General features: G+C 45.8%; 19 protein-coding genes. 8 read left to right on the top strand and 11 right to left on the bottom strand.

What is annotated here, in order from left to right:
• Positions 1 to 320: 320 nt before the first annotated feature.
• Complete coding sequence (locus tag JGK16_RS06090) at positions 321 to 920, bottom strand: cytochrome b/b6 domain-containing protein (RefSeq protein WP_293189881.1); 600 nt, start codon at positions 918 to 920, stop codon at positions 321 to 323.
• Between the two features lie 659 nt (positions 921 to 1,579).
• On the opposite strand from JGK16_RS06090, the gene JGK16_RS06085 reads away from it, so the two are divergent.
• Positions 1,580 to 2,134 carry a glutathione S-transferase family protein gene (locus JGK16_RS06085; protein ID WP_293178452.1) on the top strand — a complete coding sequence of 185 codons (555 nt, stop codon included), beginning with the start codon at positions 1,580 to 1,582 and terminating at the stop codon, positions 2,132 to 2,134.
• A 159-nt stretch (positions 2,135 to 2,293) separates the two neighbouring features.
• Here JGK16_RS06085 and JGK16_RS06080 read toward each other — a convergent pair whose 3' ends face one another.
• From JGK16_RS06080 to JGK16_RS06070, 3 genes are all read right to left on the bottom strand, one after another.
• Entirely contained in the window at positions 2,294 to 2,431 is a 138-nt protein-coding gene (locus JGK16_RS06080; protein ID WP_293149949.1) for a photosystem II reaction center protein K, read from the bottom strand.
• Positions 2,432 to 2,491: 60 nt separating this feature from the next.
• The gene (gene tgt, locus JGK16_RS06075; RefSeq protein WP_293178449.1) at positions 2,492 to 3,622 is read right to left on the bottom strand and encodes a tRNA guanosine(34) transglycosylase Tgt; all 1,131 of its coding nucleotides are present in this window, start codon (positions 3,620 to 3,622) and stop codon (positions 2,492 to 2,494) included.
• A 233-nt stretch (positions 3,623 to 3,855) separates the two neighbouring features.
• Positions 3,856 to 4,302, bottom strand: coding sequence for a hypothetical protein (locus tag JGK16_RS06070; RefSeq protein ID WP_293178446.1), 447 nt, complete (start codon positions 4,300 to 4,302; stop codon positions 3,856 to 3,858).
• A 548-nt stretch (positions 4,303 to 4,850) separates the two neighbouring features.
• On the opposite strand from JGK16_RS06070, the gene cobS reads away from it, so the two are divergent.
• Positions 4,851 to 5,645 (top strand): adenosylcobinamide-GDP ribazoletransferase, encoded by a 795-nt coding sequence (cobS, locus tag JGK16_RS06065; protein WP_293178443.1) that lies wholly within the window; start codon positions 4,851 to 4,853, stop codon positions 5,643 to 5,645.
• Here the strand turns inward: cobS and JGK16_RS06060 are convergent.
• Positions 5,642 to 6,268 (bottom strand): hypothetical protein, encoded by a 627-nt coding sequence (locus tag JGK16_RS06060; protein ID WP_293178440.1) that lies wholly within the window; start codon positions 6,266 to 6,268, stop codon positions 5,642 to 5,644. The two genes, cobS and JGK16_RS06060, sit on opposite strands and share 4 nt — an antisense overlap.
• Positions 6,269 to 6,510: 242 nt before the next feature.
• Between JGK16_RS06060 and JGK16_RS06055 the strand changes: the two genes are divergently transcribed.
• Both JGK16_RS06055 and JGK16_RS06050 read left to right on the top strand, forming a co-directional pair.
• Positions 6,511 to 6,810 (top strand): hypothetical protein, encoded by a 300-nt coding sequence (locus JGK16_RS06055; protein WP_293189879.1) that lies wholly within the window; start codon positions 6,511 to 6,513, stop codon positions 6,808 to 6,810.
• A 196-nt stretch (positions 6,811 to 7,006) separates the two neighbouring features.
• Positions 7,007 to 7,174 (top strand): hypothetical protein, encoded by a 168-nt coding sequence (locus tag JGK16_RS06050; RefSeq protein ID WP_293178434.1) that lies wholly within the window; start codon positions 7,007 to 7,009, stop codon positions 7,172 to 7,174.
• Between the two features lie 273 nt (positions 7,175 to 7,447).
• Here JGK16_RS06050 and JGK16_RS06045 read toward each other — a convergent pair whose 3' ends face one another.
• Positions 7,448 to 9,196, bottom strand: coding sequence for a hypothetical protein (locus JGK16_RS06045; RefSeq protein ID WP_293178431.1), 1,749 nt, complete (start codon positions 9,194 to 9,196; stop codon positions 7,448 to 7,450).
• Positions 9,197 to 9,570: 374 nt separating this feature from the next.
• Between JGK16_RS06045 and JGK16_RS06040 the strand changes: the two genes are divergently transcribed.
• Both JGK16_RS06040 and JGK16_RS06035 read left to right on the top strand, forming a co-directional pair.
• On the top strand, positions 9,571 to 9,804 hold the full coding sequence (locus tag JGK16_RS06040; RefSeq protein WP_293149962.1) for a hypothetical protein: 234 nt from the start codon (positions 9,571 to 9,573) through the stop codon (positions 9,802 to 9,804).
• Positions 9,805 to 9,848: 44 nt separating this feature from the next.
• Positions 9,849 to 10,064, top strand: coding sequence for a hypothetical protein (locus tag JGK16_RS06035; RefSeq protein WP_293189943.1), 216 nt, complete (start codon positions 9,849 to 9,851; stop codon positions 10,062 to 10,064).
• Between the two features lie 618 nt (positions 10,065 to 10,682).
• Here JGK16_RS06035 and JGK16_RS06030 read toward each other — a convergent pair.
• The 5 genes from JGK16_RS06030 to JGK16_RS06010 form a co-directional block, all read right to left on the bottom strand.
• Complete coding sequence (locus tag JGK16_RS06030; protein WP_293189941.1) at positions 10,683 to 11,759, bottom strand: transposase; 1,077 nt, start codon at positions 11,757 to 11,759, stop codon at positions 10,683 to 10,685.
• 219 nt (positions 11,760 to 11,978) lie between these two features.
• Positions 11,979 to 12,635, bottom strand: a complete 657-nt coding sequence (locus JGK16_RS06025) for a hypothetical protein (protein ID WP_293178424.1) — start codon at positions 12,633 to 12,635, stop codon at positions 11,979 to 11,981.
• 33 nt (positions 12,636 to 12,668) lie between these two features.
• A complete protein-coding gene (locus JGK16_RS06020; RefSeq protein WP_293178421.1) occupies positions 12,669 to 12,863 on the bottom strand; it encodes a hypothetical protein in 195 nt (64 codons plus the stop codon).
• Positions 12,864 to 12,913: 50 nt separating this feature from the next.
• Positions 12,914 to 13,879 carry a BadF/BadG/BcrA/BcrD ATPase family protein gene (locus JGK16_RS06015; RefSeq protein ID WP_293178418.1) on the bottom strand — a complete coding sequence of 322 codons (966 nt, stop codon included), beginning with the start codon at positions 13,877 to 13,879 and terminating at the stop codon, positions 12,914 to 12,916.
• 76 nt (positions 13,880 to 13,955) lie between these two features.
• Positions 13,956 to 14,312 carry a zinc ribbon domain-containing protein gene (locus JGK16_RS06010; protein WP_293178492.1) on the bottom strand — a complete coding sequence of 119 codons (357 nt, stop codon included), beginning with the start codon at positions 14,310 to 14,312 and terminating at the stop codon, positions 13,956 to 13,958.
• A gap of 216 nt (positions 14,313 to 14,528) precedes the next feature.
• Between JGK16_RS06010 and JGK16_RS06005 the strand changes: the two genes are divergently transcribed.
• Positions 14,529 to 14,855: a phasin family protein gene (locus JGK16_RS06005; RefSeq protein WP_265235356.1), complete on the top strand. Its 327-nt coding sequence runs from the start codon at positions 14,529 to 14,531 to the stop codon at positions 14,853 to 14,855.
• A gap of 256 nt (positions 14,856 to 15,111) precedes the next feature.
• A complete protein-coding gene (locus JGK16_RS06000; protein WP_293178415.1) occupies positions 15,112 to 15,717 on the top strand; it encodes an FKBP-type peptidyl-prolyl cis-trans isomerase in 606 nt (201 codons plus the stop codon).
• Positions 15,718 to 15,921: the final 204 nt, after the last annotated feature.

The raw sequence follows: 15,921 nt of genomic DNA, 5'->3' as shown, positions 1-15,921 counted from the left end.
TGATTTTTGAGGTTGTTGGGAGTTATTATAGCCTTTGTCAGAAAGATGAGGTACGTTGTTGGGCTTCAGCCCTTCTTAGTTTAGTGGTTTTATAAGCTGTCAGTCATACCTCATTTTTTTGAGAAAGGCTATAGCCTTTCTCAGAAATATAAAGTATAGCTGACTATAAATGGAGTTTTTGATTCGGCATTGCTTACTAGATAATAAATATAAGAGGGCTTAAGCCCAACAACATACCTCATTACCTTTACGATCACTTGTTAAATAGTTTGGTCTGTGGTGATTTTACCAGAAATAATGCACAATCAATGGGTTCTCGATTAAGAGCGATCGACAAAAGAGCGAATTTTCCGCCACCAAACAGCCGGTGAATCCTCCGGGCGGTATTTGCGATCGAACATCGACAAAATTAGGGGCCAACCTCCCACCTTCGCACTCATCAACAAGTGTATTAGCAGACAAAACACCAATACCACCCAACCAGAGAGGTGCAAATAATACCAAACCTGTGTCAAATCCCCAGCCGGCAGCCATTCTTCCTTAACCATACTGCCAGATGCGATCGCAAAAGTGAGCGCTAACAACATCAAAGTATTCACAATCCGGTGCAAACTGTACCACCAAATCGGTGTTCCCAACTGCGCCAGTTTGGCAAAAGAATCTTGCTGCACCAACCGTCTTTGACCTGCATGGAAACTATACAATGCAAAAGCAGGCATCACTCCTAACAGCAACAGCTTGCCAAAAGTGCCGTGAATCCCGATAATGTCTGCAATCCGAGGCACGGGGACTTTCCCGAAGCGCCCGTCATAGGTGTTGTACACTATAAATGCGCTCAAAATTGATAAAAAGGCGATCGCAGCGTTAGCCCCGTGCAGTAATCTCAGCAGCAATGGTTGGTAAGGTCGAGATTGTGGCATTCTGAATTTTGTGACTTGATAAATAGTCTGCCATATAATACAGCTAATCCCGGCATTTTTCAACAGTCAATTGTGAAACAAATGTGACGTAAAAATGAATGAATTATGAAATATTGCTATTTTACTAAAGTTTAGTGTAAACTAAAACAGTCGATTAGAATATTGTAATTATAACATCTCATAGTTAACAAAAATGGATGGCAGAATCTTGTTTTTACACTTAACAGAAGTGCCATTAGTTATGGGTCAGTAATCGGTAGCGCTGTCCCCGGCTCGCGAACGTTATTAGTCATTAGTCAGTAATCGGTAGCGCTGTCCCCGGCTCGCGAACGTTATTAGTCATTAGTCAGTAATCGGTAGCGCTGTCCCCGAAAAGTGAACGTTATTAGTCATTAGTCGTTTTCCCCACCGTAACATCGGGAGCATCTCAGTTTTGCAAGAAGCATTTTTTATGGTAGGTAGTGCGAGCTTAAGAGCTCGCACTGTAAATGCAAAACTGAGATGATCCCGTAACATCAGCATTCTCAGAAGGTTCTAATTTCAAATGGCTAATTCCCAATCAACAACTATCAACTGACAACTATCAACTATCAACTATCAACTGTCAACTGACCAAAAATGCTATAACAACAATATTGCATTACAAGGATAAAAATTCCGTGCTAAAACTTTACGGCCAAGGTCGCAGTAGGGCCTCAATTGTCAAGTGGTATCTCGAAGAAATAGCGGTTCCTTACGAATTCGTCTTGCTGGATATGCAAGCAGCGGAACACTTGCAGCCTGAGTTTCTGGAAATTAACCCGATCGGCAAAGTACCAGCTATTGTGGACGGAGATTTTAAACTTTGGGAGTCCGGGGCAATTTTGCTGTATTTAGCTCAAAAATATGGTAAGATGCCGGACACTGTGGAAAAACAAGCCGAAATCGTGCAGTGGGTCATCTTTGCTAACGCCACTCTCGGCCCGGGAATATTTGTCGAAGCCAGCCGCGATCGCGAAACCCCGAAATTGTTACAACCATTAAATAGCATTTTCGAGAAACAGCAGTTTTTAATGGGCGATGAATTCGGTGTCGCTGACGCAGCAGTCGGATCGATGTTGATTTACATTCCGATGATGCTACAAGTCGATCTCAGTCCTTACCCGGCTGTTTTAGATTACATGAAGCGCATCTCAGAAAGACCGGCATTTAAAATTGCGATGGGCCAGGGCTAAACATAGCATATCAAAATTATTCAGATCTCTGGGCTCTTTCTCTGCGTTCTCTGCGGTTAAATAATTCCAAAATAACCGTAAACGAGATCGGCTCAAAAACTCAACAGCTAAAAGCAGGGGCAATTGGTAAATTGCCCCTGCTTTTTAATGAAATGAAACTTATCTGAACCCGACAGCCGCTTGCCAGACAAAAGCCAGCAGCAAGAAAAACACGGGAATCACTGGCAAAACATTAATCAAAGGATCAAAGATCGCATAAGCTTCGGGGAGTTTAGCCAACAGTAATGCAGCTTCCATGAATCAACCTACCTATCCAACACAATTTTAATAATTGTCGCATATCTTCACCAAAGCCAATCAAGATCGATCGACAGTTGGTGCCAGCCAGTGGGCAAACTCTTCAGTAAATCGATCGGCCAAAATCGCCTCCCGCATCCTCCCAGTAAAGCGAATCAACTCTGTCACGTTGTGCAGCGCCAGCAAAGTATAGCTGAGTGCTTCCTTAGCCCGCGCCAAATGTGCCAAATAAGCGCGACTGAATTTTTGGCAGGTATAGCAAGGACAAGACTCATCCAGCGGAGCAAAATCCTCCCGAAACCGAGCATTTTTCAAATTCCAGCGTTCCCCACGCACAAAAGCCGTGCCGTGACGGCCCAGCCGAGTCGGAATCACGCAGTCAAACATATCTACGCCACTCGCCACAGCCAAGGCCATTTCGCGATAGGTGCCAATCCCCATCAAATAACGGGGTTTATTTGCCGGTAACAGGGGCGCAGTAACTCTCACAATATCTGCGATCAAATCCCCCGATTCGCCGACGCTAACTCCGCCGATCGCATAACCGGGCAAATCCAAGTCTACCAACTGGTTCGCTGCGCGCGATCGCAAATCTGGGAAAACGCCCCCCTGGACGATACCGAACAAAGCTTGCTCCGGGCGTGAGTGAGCTTGCATACAGCGTTGCAGCCAGCGGTAAGTGCGATCTGTGGCCGCCTCCACCTCGTCCCGTGTAGCGGGGTAAGGCGGACACTCATCGAAGGCCATAATCACGTCAGCGCCCAACTCGTTCTGAATCTCGATCGACTTTTCCGGCGTTAAATTAATGATGCGGCCGTCGCGGGGAGCTCGAAAAGTCACCCCATTCTCAGAAATAGTCCGCATTTGGCTCAAGCTAAACACCTGAAAGCCACCCGAATCCGTCAGAATCGGGCCAGGCCAAGCCATGAATTTGTGCAATCCGCCCGCGCCGGCGACAATCGCTTCCCCGGGCTGCAAGTGCAAATGATAAGTATTTGCCAAAACCATTTGAGAACCTGCGTCCTCAAGATGTGCCGGTGTCAAGGTTTTGACATTAGCCAGCGTCCCCACCGGCATAAATTTAGGCGTTTCCACAATACCGTGGGGAGTCGCAAAAACCCCTGCACGTGCTTGGGTATGGCTGCAATTAGCCTGACATTTAAAAGAAAATTTTGCCTTGTCTTCAGTCATTAGTCACCGTCGATCGTTAACCGCTACTGGGCAGTCCGTGTTATGTAATCTATTGTTGTTGACATCGCGACAAAAAAAACCATGACCCCGCCCAAAAACAGAGACAAGTTTCCGACAATCGTCGTGGAGAGCAAAAAATTTTAGACCTTAACTCTACCTCCCAGATTCAAAGCTGCGAGGAAATCTAAAATCTAAAATCTAAAATCTAAAATCTAAAATCGACTGACTGACGATTAAAACGGAGAATCATCCTCATCCAATTGCAGATCCCAATTTCCTGAGAGTACCTGATCGACCACCGCATCCAACGCCGCAGCATTTAAATTGCGGGCGACTTGTTCTTGCAAGGGATTGGAGAGAGGAATTAACCGCAACTGCCGTCCATCTTGCATCAGGTCAAAATAAGAACCTTCTTCTGGGGAGTGTTTCAGTTCCAGGTAATCAAAACTATATACGTTCAAATAAAGCGCGTGGTTGGCAATCAGGGTAGAACGATCGGGGTTGGCGAAGACTTCGAGCACATAACCTTCCCCTTCGCTGTAAATCTTGCCATCTTGGATGTGAAGGTAGCGGACACGTCCTAAATCAAACAGCAATCTTTTGATATCGCGCTTGTTGACGACAATGCCTGTATCGATGATGCAAGGAGCAACTACCCTGTTATTTAATTGGTCACTCATGGAGCAAAAGCCTCTGTTGTAATATGTTCCCGACTTGGAAATCAGGGAGTTAGCTAGAATTCTGGATACGGGAAACGCGGATCTTAAGTTTAGCCATTTTAGATTGGGATCTTCGGGATCGCTGCCGGCAGAGGTTTTCCGGGGAAAAGAGCTCGGGCAGGAGGAATGCCCGATCCAAAGGACTAGGCTGTTACAATTCCAATTCTGGCACAGGCTAATGGATTAGCAACCGCATACAACATGAAAAATTTTCTACCTTATCAAAAAATTGGGTTAAAAACCCCGTCCTTATAGGACGGCTTTTTGCCATTGTTAAGTAAAATAACAAATCCATCTTCACAAATGAAGATGGTAGAATAAACAGATCAGACAAGATTTAAAAACCTACCCCCTCCCGGTGGGAAAGTCTACGCCTAAAACATTTTTGAGGACATATGATTACGCACTTAAGCGTGCAAACGTAGTCAGCCTGGGAACCCTAGCAATAGGGATATTTTGACAGAAATGTCTTAAGAATCCCCGTACCTTGATAGTCGGGGAGTGTCAAGATGGATGATAAATTGGTTCGCTCTACGATCGACTTTTTCCGGAATCAAGGTGCCGCCATCGCAGCGGCCGTCGCTTTTTATACTTGCTTGCCGGTACCGATGTCTTGGACTTTGGAGTTTCGGGGCATTGCTCGCTTGGCACCGGCGATCGGGCTTTTGATTGGTGGGATGCTGGGACTCGCGGATTTTGGGTTGCAGTTGTTGGGTATGCCTGCTCTGACTCGATCGGCCTTGGTGGTAGTTTTAGGCATCGCGGTGACTGGCGGGCTGCACCTAGACGGGGCGATGGACGCGGCGGACGGGCTGGCAGTCCCCGACCCGGTTCGCAGGCTGGAAGTGATGCGGGACAGCGTTACAGGGGCTTTTGGAGCGATGGCTGCGATCGCGATCGTCCTGCTCAAAACTGCCGCGCTCTCGGACTTGAGTAACTATCGGTGGTTGGCTTTGATGGGTGTGGCGGGTTGGGGGAGGTGGGCCCAACTGGTGGCGATCGCCCGCTATCCGTATCTCCGCCCGGAGGGGAAGGGAGCTTTTCATAAAGAATCGATTTATTCACCTTTTGATTTTATCCCAGGAGTGCTGTTGCTGCTGAGTTTGAGCGTGTTGCAAGTTGTCTTGGAGGGCGATCGCTGGCTGTTGGCGGTGGGGATGGCTTTGGGGGGAAGTGCGATCGGAATTTTTGCCGGAGCCTGGTTTAACCACCGTTTGGGCGGCCACACGGGCGATACTTACGGTGCTGTTGTTGAGTGGACTGAGGCTTTGTTGTTATGTCTGTTGGCGGCATTGCAAGGTTAAATTGTTTCTGAGTTAACAGCACCATTCTGGATCATCCAAACGAAAAAGCTGAGGATTTGCTCGACTGGGGGCAGAGGATAGACGGATAAGTCGATCGTCACAATTTGGTTTTCGAGTTTGATAAATTGCCATTGAATGCCATTACTCACGCTCCCATAGATGATGGGGATGTTTTTTTCTTTGGCTTGATTAAAGCGTTGAGCGGCAACCATTTCGGCAATACATTGACCCAATCCGCTTTTGAGGTCGGTCTTTTTAGCTTCGACAATTACAACGGCGGGGGCTTCAATTTCTAGCACTTCGGACGATCGCGCCAGCAGAAAATCAAACACTCCATTCAGTCCGACAGCTTCGTCGATCGTGAAATCTTCGCCGGAGAAAAGGCTAATTTGGCGATCGAGAATCCGCCTCACTTCCAGCAGCACCGGATAGATAATCCCTTCCGATCGCGCTTTTTCACTTCCCGATGTAGCGACGATGGGGAGGCTATCTTGGAGGGTGCCGCTGAGGATGTCTGAGGGTGCGATCGGGCTTAGCGGAGGTATAAAGCGAGTTCCTTCTTGGACTGTCAGACCGAAAGCTTGTTTCGCTTTGGCGATCGTAGTAAATTGACTGTATGGCATAATTTTTTATCCTTCACGATTATAAATTTTGTTTCGGTTTAAATTACGGTATAAATTAAGTTAAACTCTAAAATAGTTACTTTGTTATCGATTGTTAAAACTATTACTTGAGTGCCGAACTATCCGGCTGCCGAAAACTAGAATAGGCGGAAATCCGAACTCGCATCTGATGTATTTTATCCTGCCTGCTGCCAATTGCTGCGTTAAATTAGATAAAGCTAACCTCAATTTGTGTAAAAGCTATGGAATACTTGATTGCTGCGATCGTCCTCGGAATGCTAATTTGGGCTGGGATCGAGATTGTCCAAACAGTCCGCAACTGGGAACCGAATCAATCTGAGTTTAACAGGAAGATGCAAGCCGAAATGGGTCAGTACGAAGCTAATGGTTTTGTAGCTGACGGCGCGATCGACTCTGGGGCGAAAACAGTCGGACACGCACTCCACGCCAGCCACTGCGCCGCCGAAGCCGCGGGTTGTGAAACTGCTCCAAGTGCGATCGCCCATGCTGCTGAAAGCTTATCGCACCTGCTGCACCATTAAGCGGGGCGATCGGGTAAAAAACATCATAGTCTCTTGGCAGCTTTGGAAGGTTGATTAACAGTTAAAATGAAGTCCACTCCTAGCTGACTAAAGAATAAATGTGAAAATTCCCACTCAACTGCGACAATTTTCATCCCATTTGCTGTTAATTACCGCGCTAGATCAGATCCAGAAAACCTCAACCTTTTAAAAAGCTATGGAATATTTAATTGGTGCGATCGTCCTCGGAATGTTGATTTGGGCCGGTATCGATATTGTGCATACCATCCGCAACTGGGAACTCAATCGCTCCGAAATCAACCAAAAAATTCAAGCTGAAATGGTCAAAGAGACATATTGCTGTCAATTTTGGGATTCTGAATAAGCACATAAAGTATAAAGTATCGTTCTGACGTATAGCGGTTCTCACAAAGATTCGCGGACGTTGTTGGGAAGAGAGCCCTCTTGGTTTAAGCGGTTATATAAGCTGTCAGTTATACCTCATCTTTTTGAGAAAGGCTATACCATTTATTGGCTGGTGCGTCAGCTTCAAAATTGTTAGTTTTTGGCAAAAATAATGCGAACTGACGCACCCTACTGATTCGGGTACTTAATGAATGGAAAATTTAAATTTAAATTTTCCATTCATTTATCATTTTTACCCCTTAGCCTCAACCCAAACCGTCATCCCCTCAACCCTCAAACCTTTGCCGCGAGTGCCGCAATATTGACCGTTAGAACCAACAGGAGTATCACCCACATTTTGAATGTGAGCGGTGTAAAATACATCGTAATTATCAGCTTTCACCCCAGTCAGCCGTGCTGCAAATCCTTCAATGCGCTTGGCTTTACCCCGGAAACCGGCTAATTCCCCTTCCTCAATCCAAGCAGTATCCCCAACTCCTTCAACATGAGCCATGTACTGCAAATTTAAACCGGGAACCGGAGGCTCTATTTTAATTTGAAAACCTTCGACTCGGCGGCCTTGAGCTTTAGTACCGGCGTATTCTTTATCGCTAAAAGTGCGATCGCCAATTCCTTGAATGTGCGCCAACACTTTCAAACCCACAGGCCCCACAACTTGAGCACTCGCAGACGGCCCAATCCAAACCTTGATCCCTTCTATTCTCAAACCTTTGCCGCGAGTGCCGCAATATTCGCCGTTGGAGGATACGTTGGTGTCGCCGATATTCTGAATGTGAGCAGTATAAAATACGTCATACTTATCAGCTTGCGGCCCGCTCAACCGCACGGCAAATCCTTCAATTCGTTTCGCTTGACCGCGAAAACCGGCTAATTCCCCTTCGCTAATCCAAGGGGTATCGCCAACACCTTCAACGTGAGCCATATACTCGACTGTTAAGCCAGGAATTTGTGGCTCGATATTAATCTGAAATCCTTCAACGCGGAGGCCTTTACCTTTAGTGCCCGCGTATTCTTGAGCGCTAAAAGTGCGATCGCCAATTCCTTGAATGTGCGCCAACACTTTCAATCCCAAACCGCCCTCTACTGGCACTTGTTGAATCTCGCGAGGTGCCCCAAACACAATGTTGCCGAAACCGGTTGCTTGGAGGGATTTAGGTACTTCCACGCTAGGAACGATAATCACCTCGTGCATGGGCGCCGTCGCGGCGGGGGATTCCAAAATTTGGATTTGTGGTGCAACTGTAACTTGTTTCGGCGCCGCATTTCCCGAGGGGATGATAATAACTTCCGGTAGAGGTTCGGTGCTGATTTTTGGTTCGGTTGCTGCTTGAAATACGGGCTCGACTTTCGCAGGTGCTGCTTTTACCATCTGCGAAACGGTTAATTTGCCTCTGGAAATGGCGACGGCTATTTGTTTCCCAAAAGCGGCGCTGACTGTTTCTTCGAGGATCACCCACTGTTCGTCATCTAGTTTGTCTTGCTGCTCCACCAGGGCGAGCACTGCTGCAACTGGGTGTTTGCCGCCCACTAAGGATTCTGCGTCGGAATGCAGTTGAGTTGGGGCGGATTCGGAAATGGCGCGGTGAAGTTCCCGAGCTCTGCCATGAACTGATTGTAAGGGCGCGAAGTCGCTTTGTTCGCGGTGGGCGATCGCCAATACTCGATCGAGCACTTTCAAAGCTGCATCGCGAATTCCTGCTTTACCAGCGGAAGCTGTGGCTGTCTCGACTAAGTTTTGAATGTCTTTGAGGGAAGCAATTTCCCCTGGGGCGAGGGCGGATTTATTGAGTTCGAGTGCTTTTTTTTGGACTTCTGCAAAGTTTCGGCTGTAGGCGCTAATTTCTTGAAGTAAGCTGTCCGAGGGAGGAAAGCCCGAGTCTTGCAGTTGTTTGGCTGCTTGGGAGAGTCGATCGGCTAAATTAGCATAAGTTTCCGATAATCTGGCTATTTGTTGTAACAAATCTTTAAGTGGTGCTTCCATAGGTCTTGCCGTAAATATTTAACTTGCTGATTATAGACGGTGAGAGCCTTCTGAAGGTAGAAGGTAGTAGTCATGAGTCATGAGTCATCAGTCATGAGTCATGAGTCATGAGTCATGAGTCATCAGTCATTAGTCAAAGGGAATAAGAAAAATGCTCCCCCCTCTCCCCCTCTCCCCCTCTCCCATCTCCCCCTCTCCCCTCTCCCCCGCGTGATCCATGTCACACCCGTGCAAACACTTAGTCACACTTTGCGAGTCCGGCTGTCACGGCCGGCCATTAAAAATGTCACACAAATTGAGCAATAGCCGTCACTGCGGAGTCAGTGAAAACCGTTGATACTGAGGCTATTCAACAAATAAAACTCCCAAGTGTTATGGTACTGATTCGCGATCTCGCCCAACAAGCTCTGAGCCTAGGTTATTTAAGTCTGGAAGCCGAAAATCAACTGCGGCGGATGTTAACCACCACAAAGTATGACCTGGAAGACTTAAATGCTTTTATGAATTTGCAACTAGCAGCCATGTCCGGCTTGGTAAAACAAGAGTCTCGCGAACTCAAACAATTTGAAATATTTGGGGAGACCGCCTCGGAAACTGCTTGTTGGTAATTATTTTGCTTTGGACACCTTGAATTTTAGTAAGGAACATTTCGATCGTGCTGATTCGTGAAGTTGTAAAACAAGCTATTGACGCTGGATATCTGAGTTTAGAAGCGGAAAATGAAATGCAGCATATTTTTTCCTCGTCCAAGTGTGATTTGGAAGATTTGAATGCTTTTATGAGCTTGCAGTTAGCTGCGATGGCGGGTCGCGTGCGGCAAGAGTCTTTGGAATTGATAAGTTTGCCCAATATTTATGGAAAAAATTAATCCTGTTTATTCAGTCTTTGGGCTGGATAGACAGTGATTATTATGCCTAAAAATTAACTAATATTATAAGTGGATTTTCCCCCTAATTTTTATTATAACGCAATACCGTTCACTTAAGGCAGATTCGCCCTAATCCCCCGATCGAAGCAGTGCAGTTTTATTGTAGGAAAAATAAATCTGAAACTACCGAAAGCATCGCTCAAAGGTCGGGTGGCATATTAGACGCAATTTTCATATTCATAAATAAAGGTACGTAGTTGGGCTTGAGCCTCCTTTATATATATATAAAGAGGGCTAAAGCCCAACTACATACCTAATTATAATGACAATAAAATATCAGACATTACACCCCTGAAATCTTTGACCAAACTAACTAATCTATGGCTAGATGATGATCTAATCGCAAATAAGACTTGTCCCCTCAAACCAGAGTCTATCTGTCTGTTTTAACGGCTGCAAAAAAGTACAGAGCCACGCGAGTTGGGCCCTCGACTATTTGGGACGACTTCGACGCTCCAATACTTTAATTACTGCTATATAAATCCTAGACAAGTCTAGTCATTACTTCTCGTTTCATCGGGGGCATCGGAGCGGCTATCCCTCAACGAGCTTTCAAGGTTAAGCCAACCTTGATATGTTCAGACTGGCATTCAGATCGCGATCGATAGATATGCCACACGAACAACAATCATACGTGCGTTTTTTAAGCGGCATATCTTGAATATTCCCACAACTAGAGCAAGTTTTAGAACTTGGGTACCACCGACTAATTATCATTAGTTCGGAACCAAATTTTCGACACTTATATTTTAGTTGTCGTCTGAATTCATGAAATCCACAGTCAGCAATTGCTTTAGCCAACCTATGATTAGCCATCATTCCTGCTATGTTTAGGTCTTCAATTACTACTTTCGCGTGGTTTTTGCTTAAATAAGTAGTAACGTGATGAAGAGTATTATTGCGGAGATTGGCAATTAGACTGTGTTGACGAGCCACTTTCATTCTCGCTTTAAATCGGCGATTGCTGCCTTTCTTTTTTCTAGATAGTTGTTTTTGCAGTCGCTTCAGTTTCGCAGCCTCTTGGTAGTAATACTTGGGATTTTCAAACACAACTCCTGTCGAAAGTGTAGCTAAAGTTTTCACGCCTAAATCTACACCAACAACTTCATATTGTTTGGCTATTACTTGCTGACTCTGCTCGTAAGCAAAAGATAAATACCAGTCATCAGCAATCCTAGAAATTGTTATTTTAGAAGTAGTAACATTTGGCAATCCTTCAAACGTCCGAATCCAGCCAATTGTAGGCAATTTAATCCTTACCCCGCCAACTCTCATCGGCTTGCCACCAGCATCAAGAGTGAAAGCATCGTGTTGAAACTTCTTTTTAAAATGGGGATAAGCACCCAGTCCTTTAAAGAAACGATCGAACGCATTACCTAATTGGTCGAAAGCATATTGAGTGATCTTTTGACAAATCCCTTTTTCTTTAATCCATTCCAGCTCTGGCTTGACGTAATTATTGAAAAACTTTTTGAGAATATATTTGTTGGGCTTTAATCCATCTTGGTACAAGTTTTGCCAAGTCGCCAAACCCCAATTGTAAGTAAAACGAGCTATTCCAGCGTGTTTACTCATCAATTGTTTTTCGGCACTTGTTAATTTTAACTTTGTCTTGATTGATAACAGCACAAGCATCAATTAAATAACTTTCTCAATAGTACGCTTTGTCGTCTAGGTTTGTCAAGTGTTTCTATTACCTTATTTGTCTAGCCTTTGTCAACCTCCCATCCAATAATTCCGCCAACAAACATGGCCAAGCACAACCTTAATAGTATGCCTAGCCAATTATCGGGAGACCACAAGTTTGCGATCGACAATGTTTTGCTGCAAATACTTAATCTGAAGATTTTAATATTACCGCAGCACGATGTCCGATCGCAATCTCACTGATAAATCTTCTTCCGGGCGAATCACGATCACGTCAACACTGCGCCGCCCCAACAATACTCCCGCTAATGCGCCGATGCCAGCGCCTCCCAATACTTCTTCAGTGGCAATTGCCTTGTCCCCGGTAATGCCTGCTAGGGCTGCTGCTGCTGCTGCGCCTAATGCTGCACCTTGCGCTACTGAACCTGTGCCGGCACCTTTTTGAACTCTTTCGGTTCTGGTAATAACTCCGGAATAGCCATCAATCCGATAGCGTTGGCGGCGGCTGACAATTAACTCTCTGGCAACAAATTGAGTACCCCTTTGATTGCCCCTTCTAACCGGTCGCAATTCCCCGACAATTTGGCTGCCTGCGGGGATTAATACTCTTCCTTGATCTGTGCGGATGTCTCGCGATACGGTTAAAGTTAAAGGTGCAGTTTCATCGCGGGTAACAACAATTTTTTCTTTTTCGTAGCTAACTGGAATTACACTGCCAGACGGAATTCGGATGCTATCATATTGTGAAATTCGTTGTTGAGCTTCTGCGGGAGTAGCTACCACCAGAGGCGCGCTGGTTGCAACTGTAATGCCTACTGCGAGGATTGCTGCTGTTGCTGAGCGCCATTTGTGAGAAGTAATCATATAATTTGTCTCCTTGGTTTTGTTTTGTTTTACTTAGGAATGTACTACTGCTAAATCTGTTTCGCGTTTCGGATTCATTTGATGTTTTAATGATGGCAGGTAGAGATTCTGCAAGTTGGGAAGATAAGGTAGATAATCAAGAATTTTTAATTTTGGCAAAATCTCGAAAATTGGCAAGGCTGGGGCGATCGGGAAGATAAGGAAGATAAAGGAGAGATTGGGATTCATCGTCCTTTTAGCAGTTAAGCTGAAATCCTAGCAGGAAGCGCCGGACGAGCTTAATTCTTGAGAGCGTTTAATGCTAACAACGCTGCACCGAAAGCTGGTTCGGATCGGGGCAAAATTACCTTAGCATTCGGGGCGATCGCACTTATCGCACTTTCAAACCTACCCCGGAAATTAGCTTCTGAACCCCACACACCTCCAATCGTCACAATTTCAAATTCTTCTGTGGGGCTAAACAGCGCTGAAATAGCTGTTTTGGTGGAAAATGTTAATTCTGCCACAGCACGACTAATAATGCCGTCAGCGACGCGATCGCCCTCTGCTGCTGCTCGATCGACAATCGGCGCTAAAGCTGCAATTTCTGTCACTCCCCAACCGCGCCGGTAAACGACTTCTACCAATTCTTCCAGGTTATTTAGACCTAAATGCTGTTGAAATTTTTGGGCCAGCACGGTAAACTCCGAGCGTCCGTCATAGAACTTCAAAGCAGCTTGCAAACCCGCAATCGCGATGTCATATCCGCTACCTTCATCACCTAAAATATATCCCCAACCGCCGACTCGTTTAGTTTTCCCTTGACGGTTTTGCCCGAAAACGATCGAACCAGTTCCAGCAATAACGGCGATACCGACTGGATTGCCGACACCGCCCACAAGTGCGATCGCGCAGTCGCTGCAAATTACGATATTTCTGGGCAAGAGCGATCGGGTTACTGGTAAAGTATTCGTCAACTGCAAGTTCTGCACTACAAATTGCACTATTTCAATATCTTTTGGACGCGCGACGCCGGCTAGTCCCAGACAAATTGCTTCTATGTTGAGATTGCTATTTGGCTCTATTTTAGCGGACAGAACTGCTCGTTCGATTGCCACTTCAATTGATTGTTTTGCTGTCTCGATTCCCTGCGTTTGATAATTTGAGGGCCCTGCTTCCCCCCGTCCCAAAACAACTCTGTTTTCGTCTATTAAGATGCAGATAGTTTTAGTTCCGCCGCCGTCGATGCCGAATACGTAACTCATGGATAATTTAGAGAATGAACCGCATAGCAAGCCCGACATACGCAGATATCTCTATTCTACGCTTGATATAATTAGATTAAATCGACAGGGCAATGCTAATAATAATTAAACCAAATAAAGCCAGCCAAACGACATTTCGCTGACACCAATTTTTGATTGATTGGGGCCAGCCACCACTGATATAACGGCTCGTCTGTGGTACCAGCGGCTCAGCTCGATCGTGATAAAGCGTGCATTCTTTGGCGAAGGGACGCTGCGGGTAGTTGCAGGTGTCGTCTTCGTGGTAAGTACAGGTAGCGCACAGAAATTCTGCGGATGCCGATCGATAAAGCGGGATACCCGGATGACCGAAAGCTTTGAGAGGGGTTTTGCAGTGGGTGCAGGCGATCGCTCGGGAGTCTACAGGTTGGTGACAGCGGGGACACTCAGGCATTGGATAGCAGGGTGATGGGGTAATTTTGTCGGGAGGCTTATTAGCGGGTTTTCCGAACGCCGATTGGCGGGTTAAACTCGCCAGCAGGCTGCTGGATGCTCCAAAATAGAAAGGTAGGTCAGTGCTGATGTAACTAAAATTGTACAAAGGGTTTCGCAGCGACCGCAGGCGACCTGAGCCGATCGGGTATTTTGGGGCAAACAGTAGGAAAAATCTATGGATAACAATAGCAACTTACTCAAACAACTGGTAATGCTGGGCATTGGTACTACATCCTTGGTGGCGGAGAAATTGCAGGAAGCCAGCGAGCAATGGGTCAAAGATGGCAAAATCAATCCCGAGCAAGCCAAAACCTTTGTCGATGACGTGACTGAACATCTCAAGTCCGAGCAGGGCAATTGGGATACGCAGTTGCAGCGCCAACTCCGGAATATGCTGCAAGATATGGGCGTTCCCCGACAGTCGGAAATGGATGAGTTGCGCGGCAGGCTCGATCGTCTCGAACGTCAGATGCGGGATCTAGAAAACCGTAACTGGCGCTAAGTGCGATCGCGCGCTCTCGCTGCGATCTTGTGATAAAATTGTCACCCGAACGCAGAAGGCTCAATCAGGCACTTATGAATGAAAGCAGAAGGTAGAATTACAAAGATTCTGACTTCATACTTTCTTTTGCCTTTAAAATTAACTGGCAGCCGCTATTTTTGGGCGGAAAAGTTCAGATAAAATTTTGTAGTTCTTGTTGTACTAGATGTCTTAGATATCTGAGATATCGCGGTTAAAAGTGTCAGGAGGATTAATTTTGCAAGGAATTCTGGTCAGCTTGGGCGTAATGCTGGTTTGCTTTGTGTTTTTGATAGTCGCTCAAATGAGCGGCTATGTACCTACAGCAGTTGCCTCCGAAGTGAATAGTCCTTTAACCGATGCTGCGCTTGAGATACTCTCAGCGAAGTCTTTCACTGAAGATAGCTTGCTAGTAGCTGATGCTAATTTACCAAAAGAACCAGCTACTATTGCTGGCAATAACATGACTGGAAATACAGAGAAAACTGAAAATACTGAGAAAACTGTTACCACAGGTTCAGGTCTGAAATATGTTGAATTGAAAGAAGGTAATGGGGCGACTCCAAAAATCGGTCAGACGGTTGTAGTGCACTACACTGGCACTTTGGAGGATGGCACGAAATTTGATAGTTCGCGCGATCGCAATTCTCCTTTTCAGTTCAAAATTGGCGTCGGTCAAGTAATTAAGGGTTGGGATGAAGGTGTCGGTACAATGAAAGTTGGAGAACGCCGCAAGTTGATTATTCCGCCTGAATTAGGTTATGGTGCTCGCGGTGCGGGCGGGGTGATTCCTCCTAATGCTACGCTGATTTTTGATGTGGAATTATTGAAAATCGCTGGCTAGGTAGCTTAACTTAACTAAGCGTAAAACTTTGACGGTGTGGAGAAACCCGGTTTTTTTAAGAAACCGGGTTTCTGTGTAAATCCTGGTTGATTTAAGTAAATTGACCTAATTAGGGCTTGCTGAATAATTGATTGCCAACCAAGAGCAGGAGCGATCAATATATTCAAGCTTGGTTAAAGATAAGTTTTTTCTGTATCGAGTCGC

It is taken from the genome of Microcoleus sp. PH2017_09_SFU_O_A, from assembly GCF_020738625.1.
GTDB lineage: Bacteria > Cyanobacteriota > Cyanobacteriia > Cyanobacteriales > Microcoleaceae > Microcoleus.
This window is presented reverse-complemented; position numbering and strand designations above follow the sequence as displayed.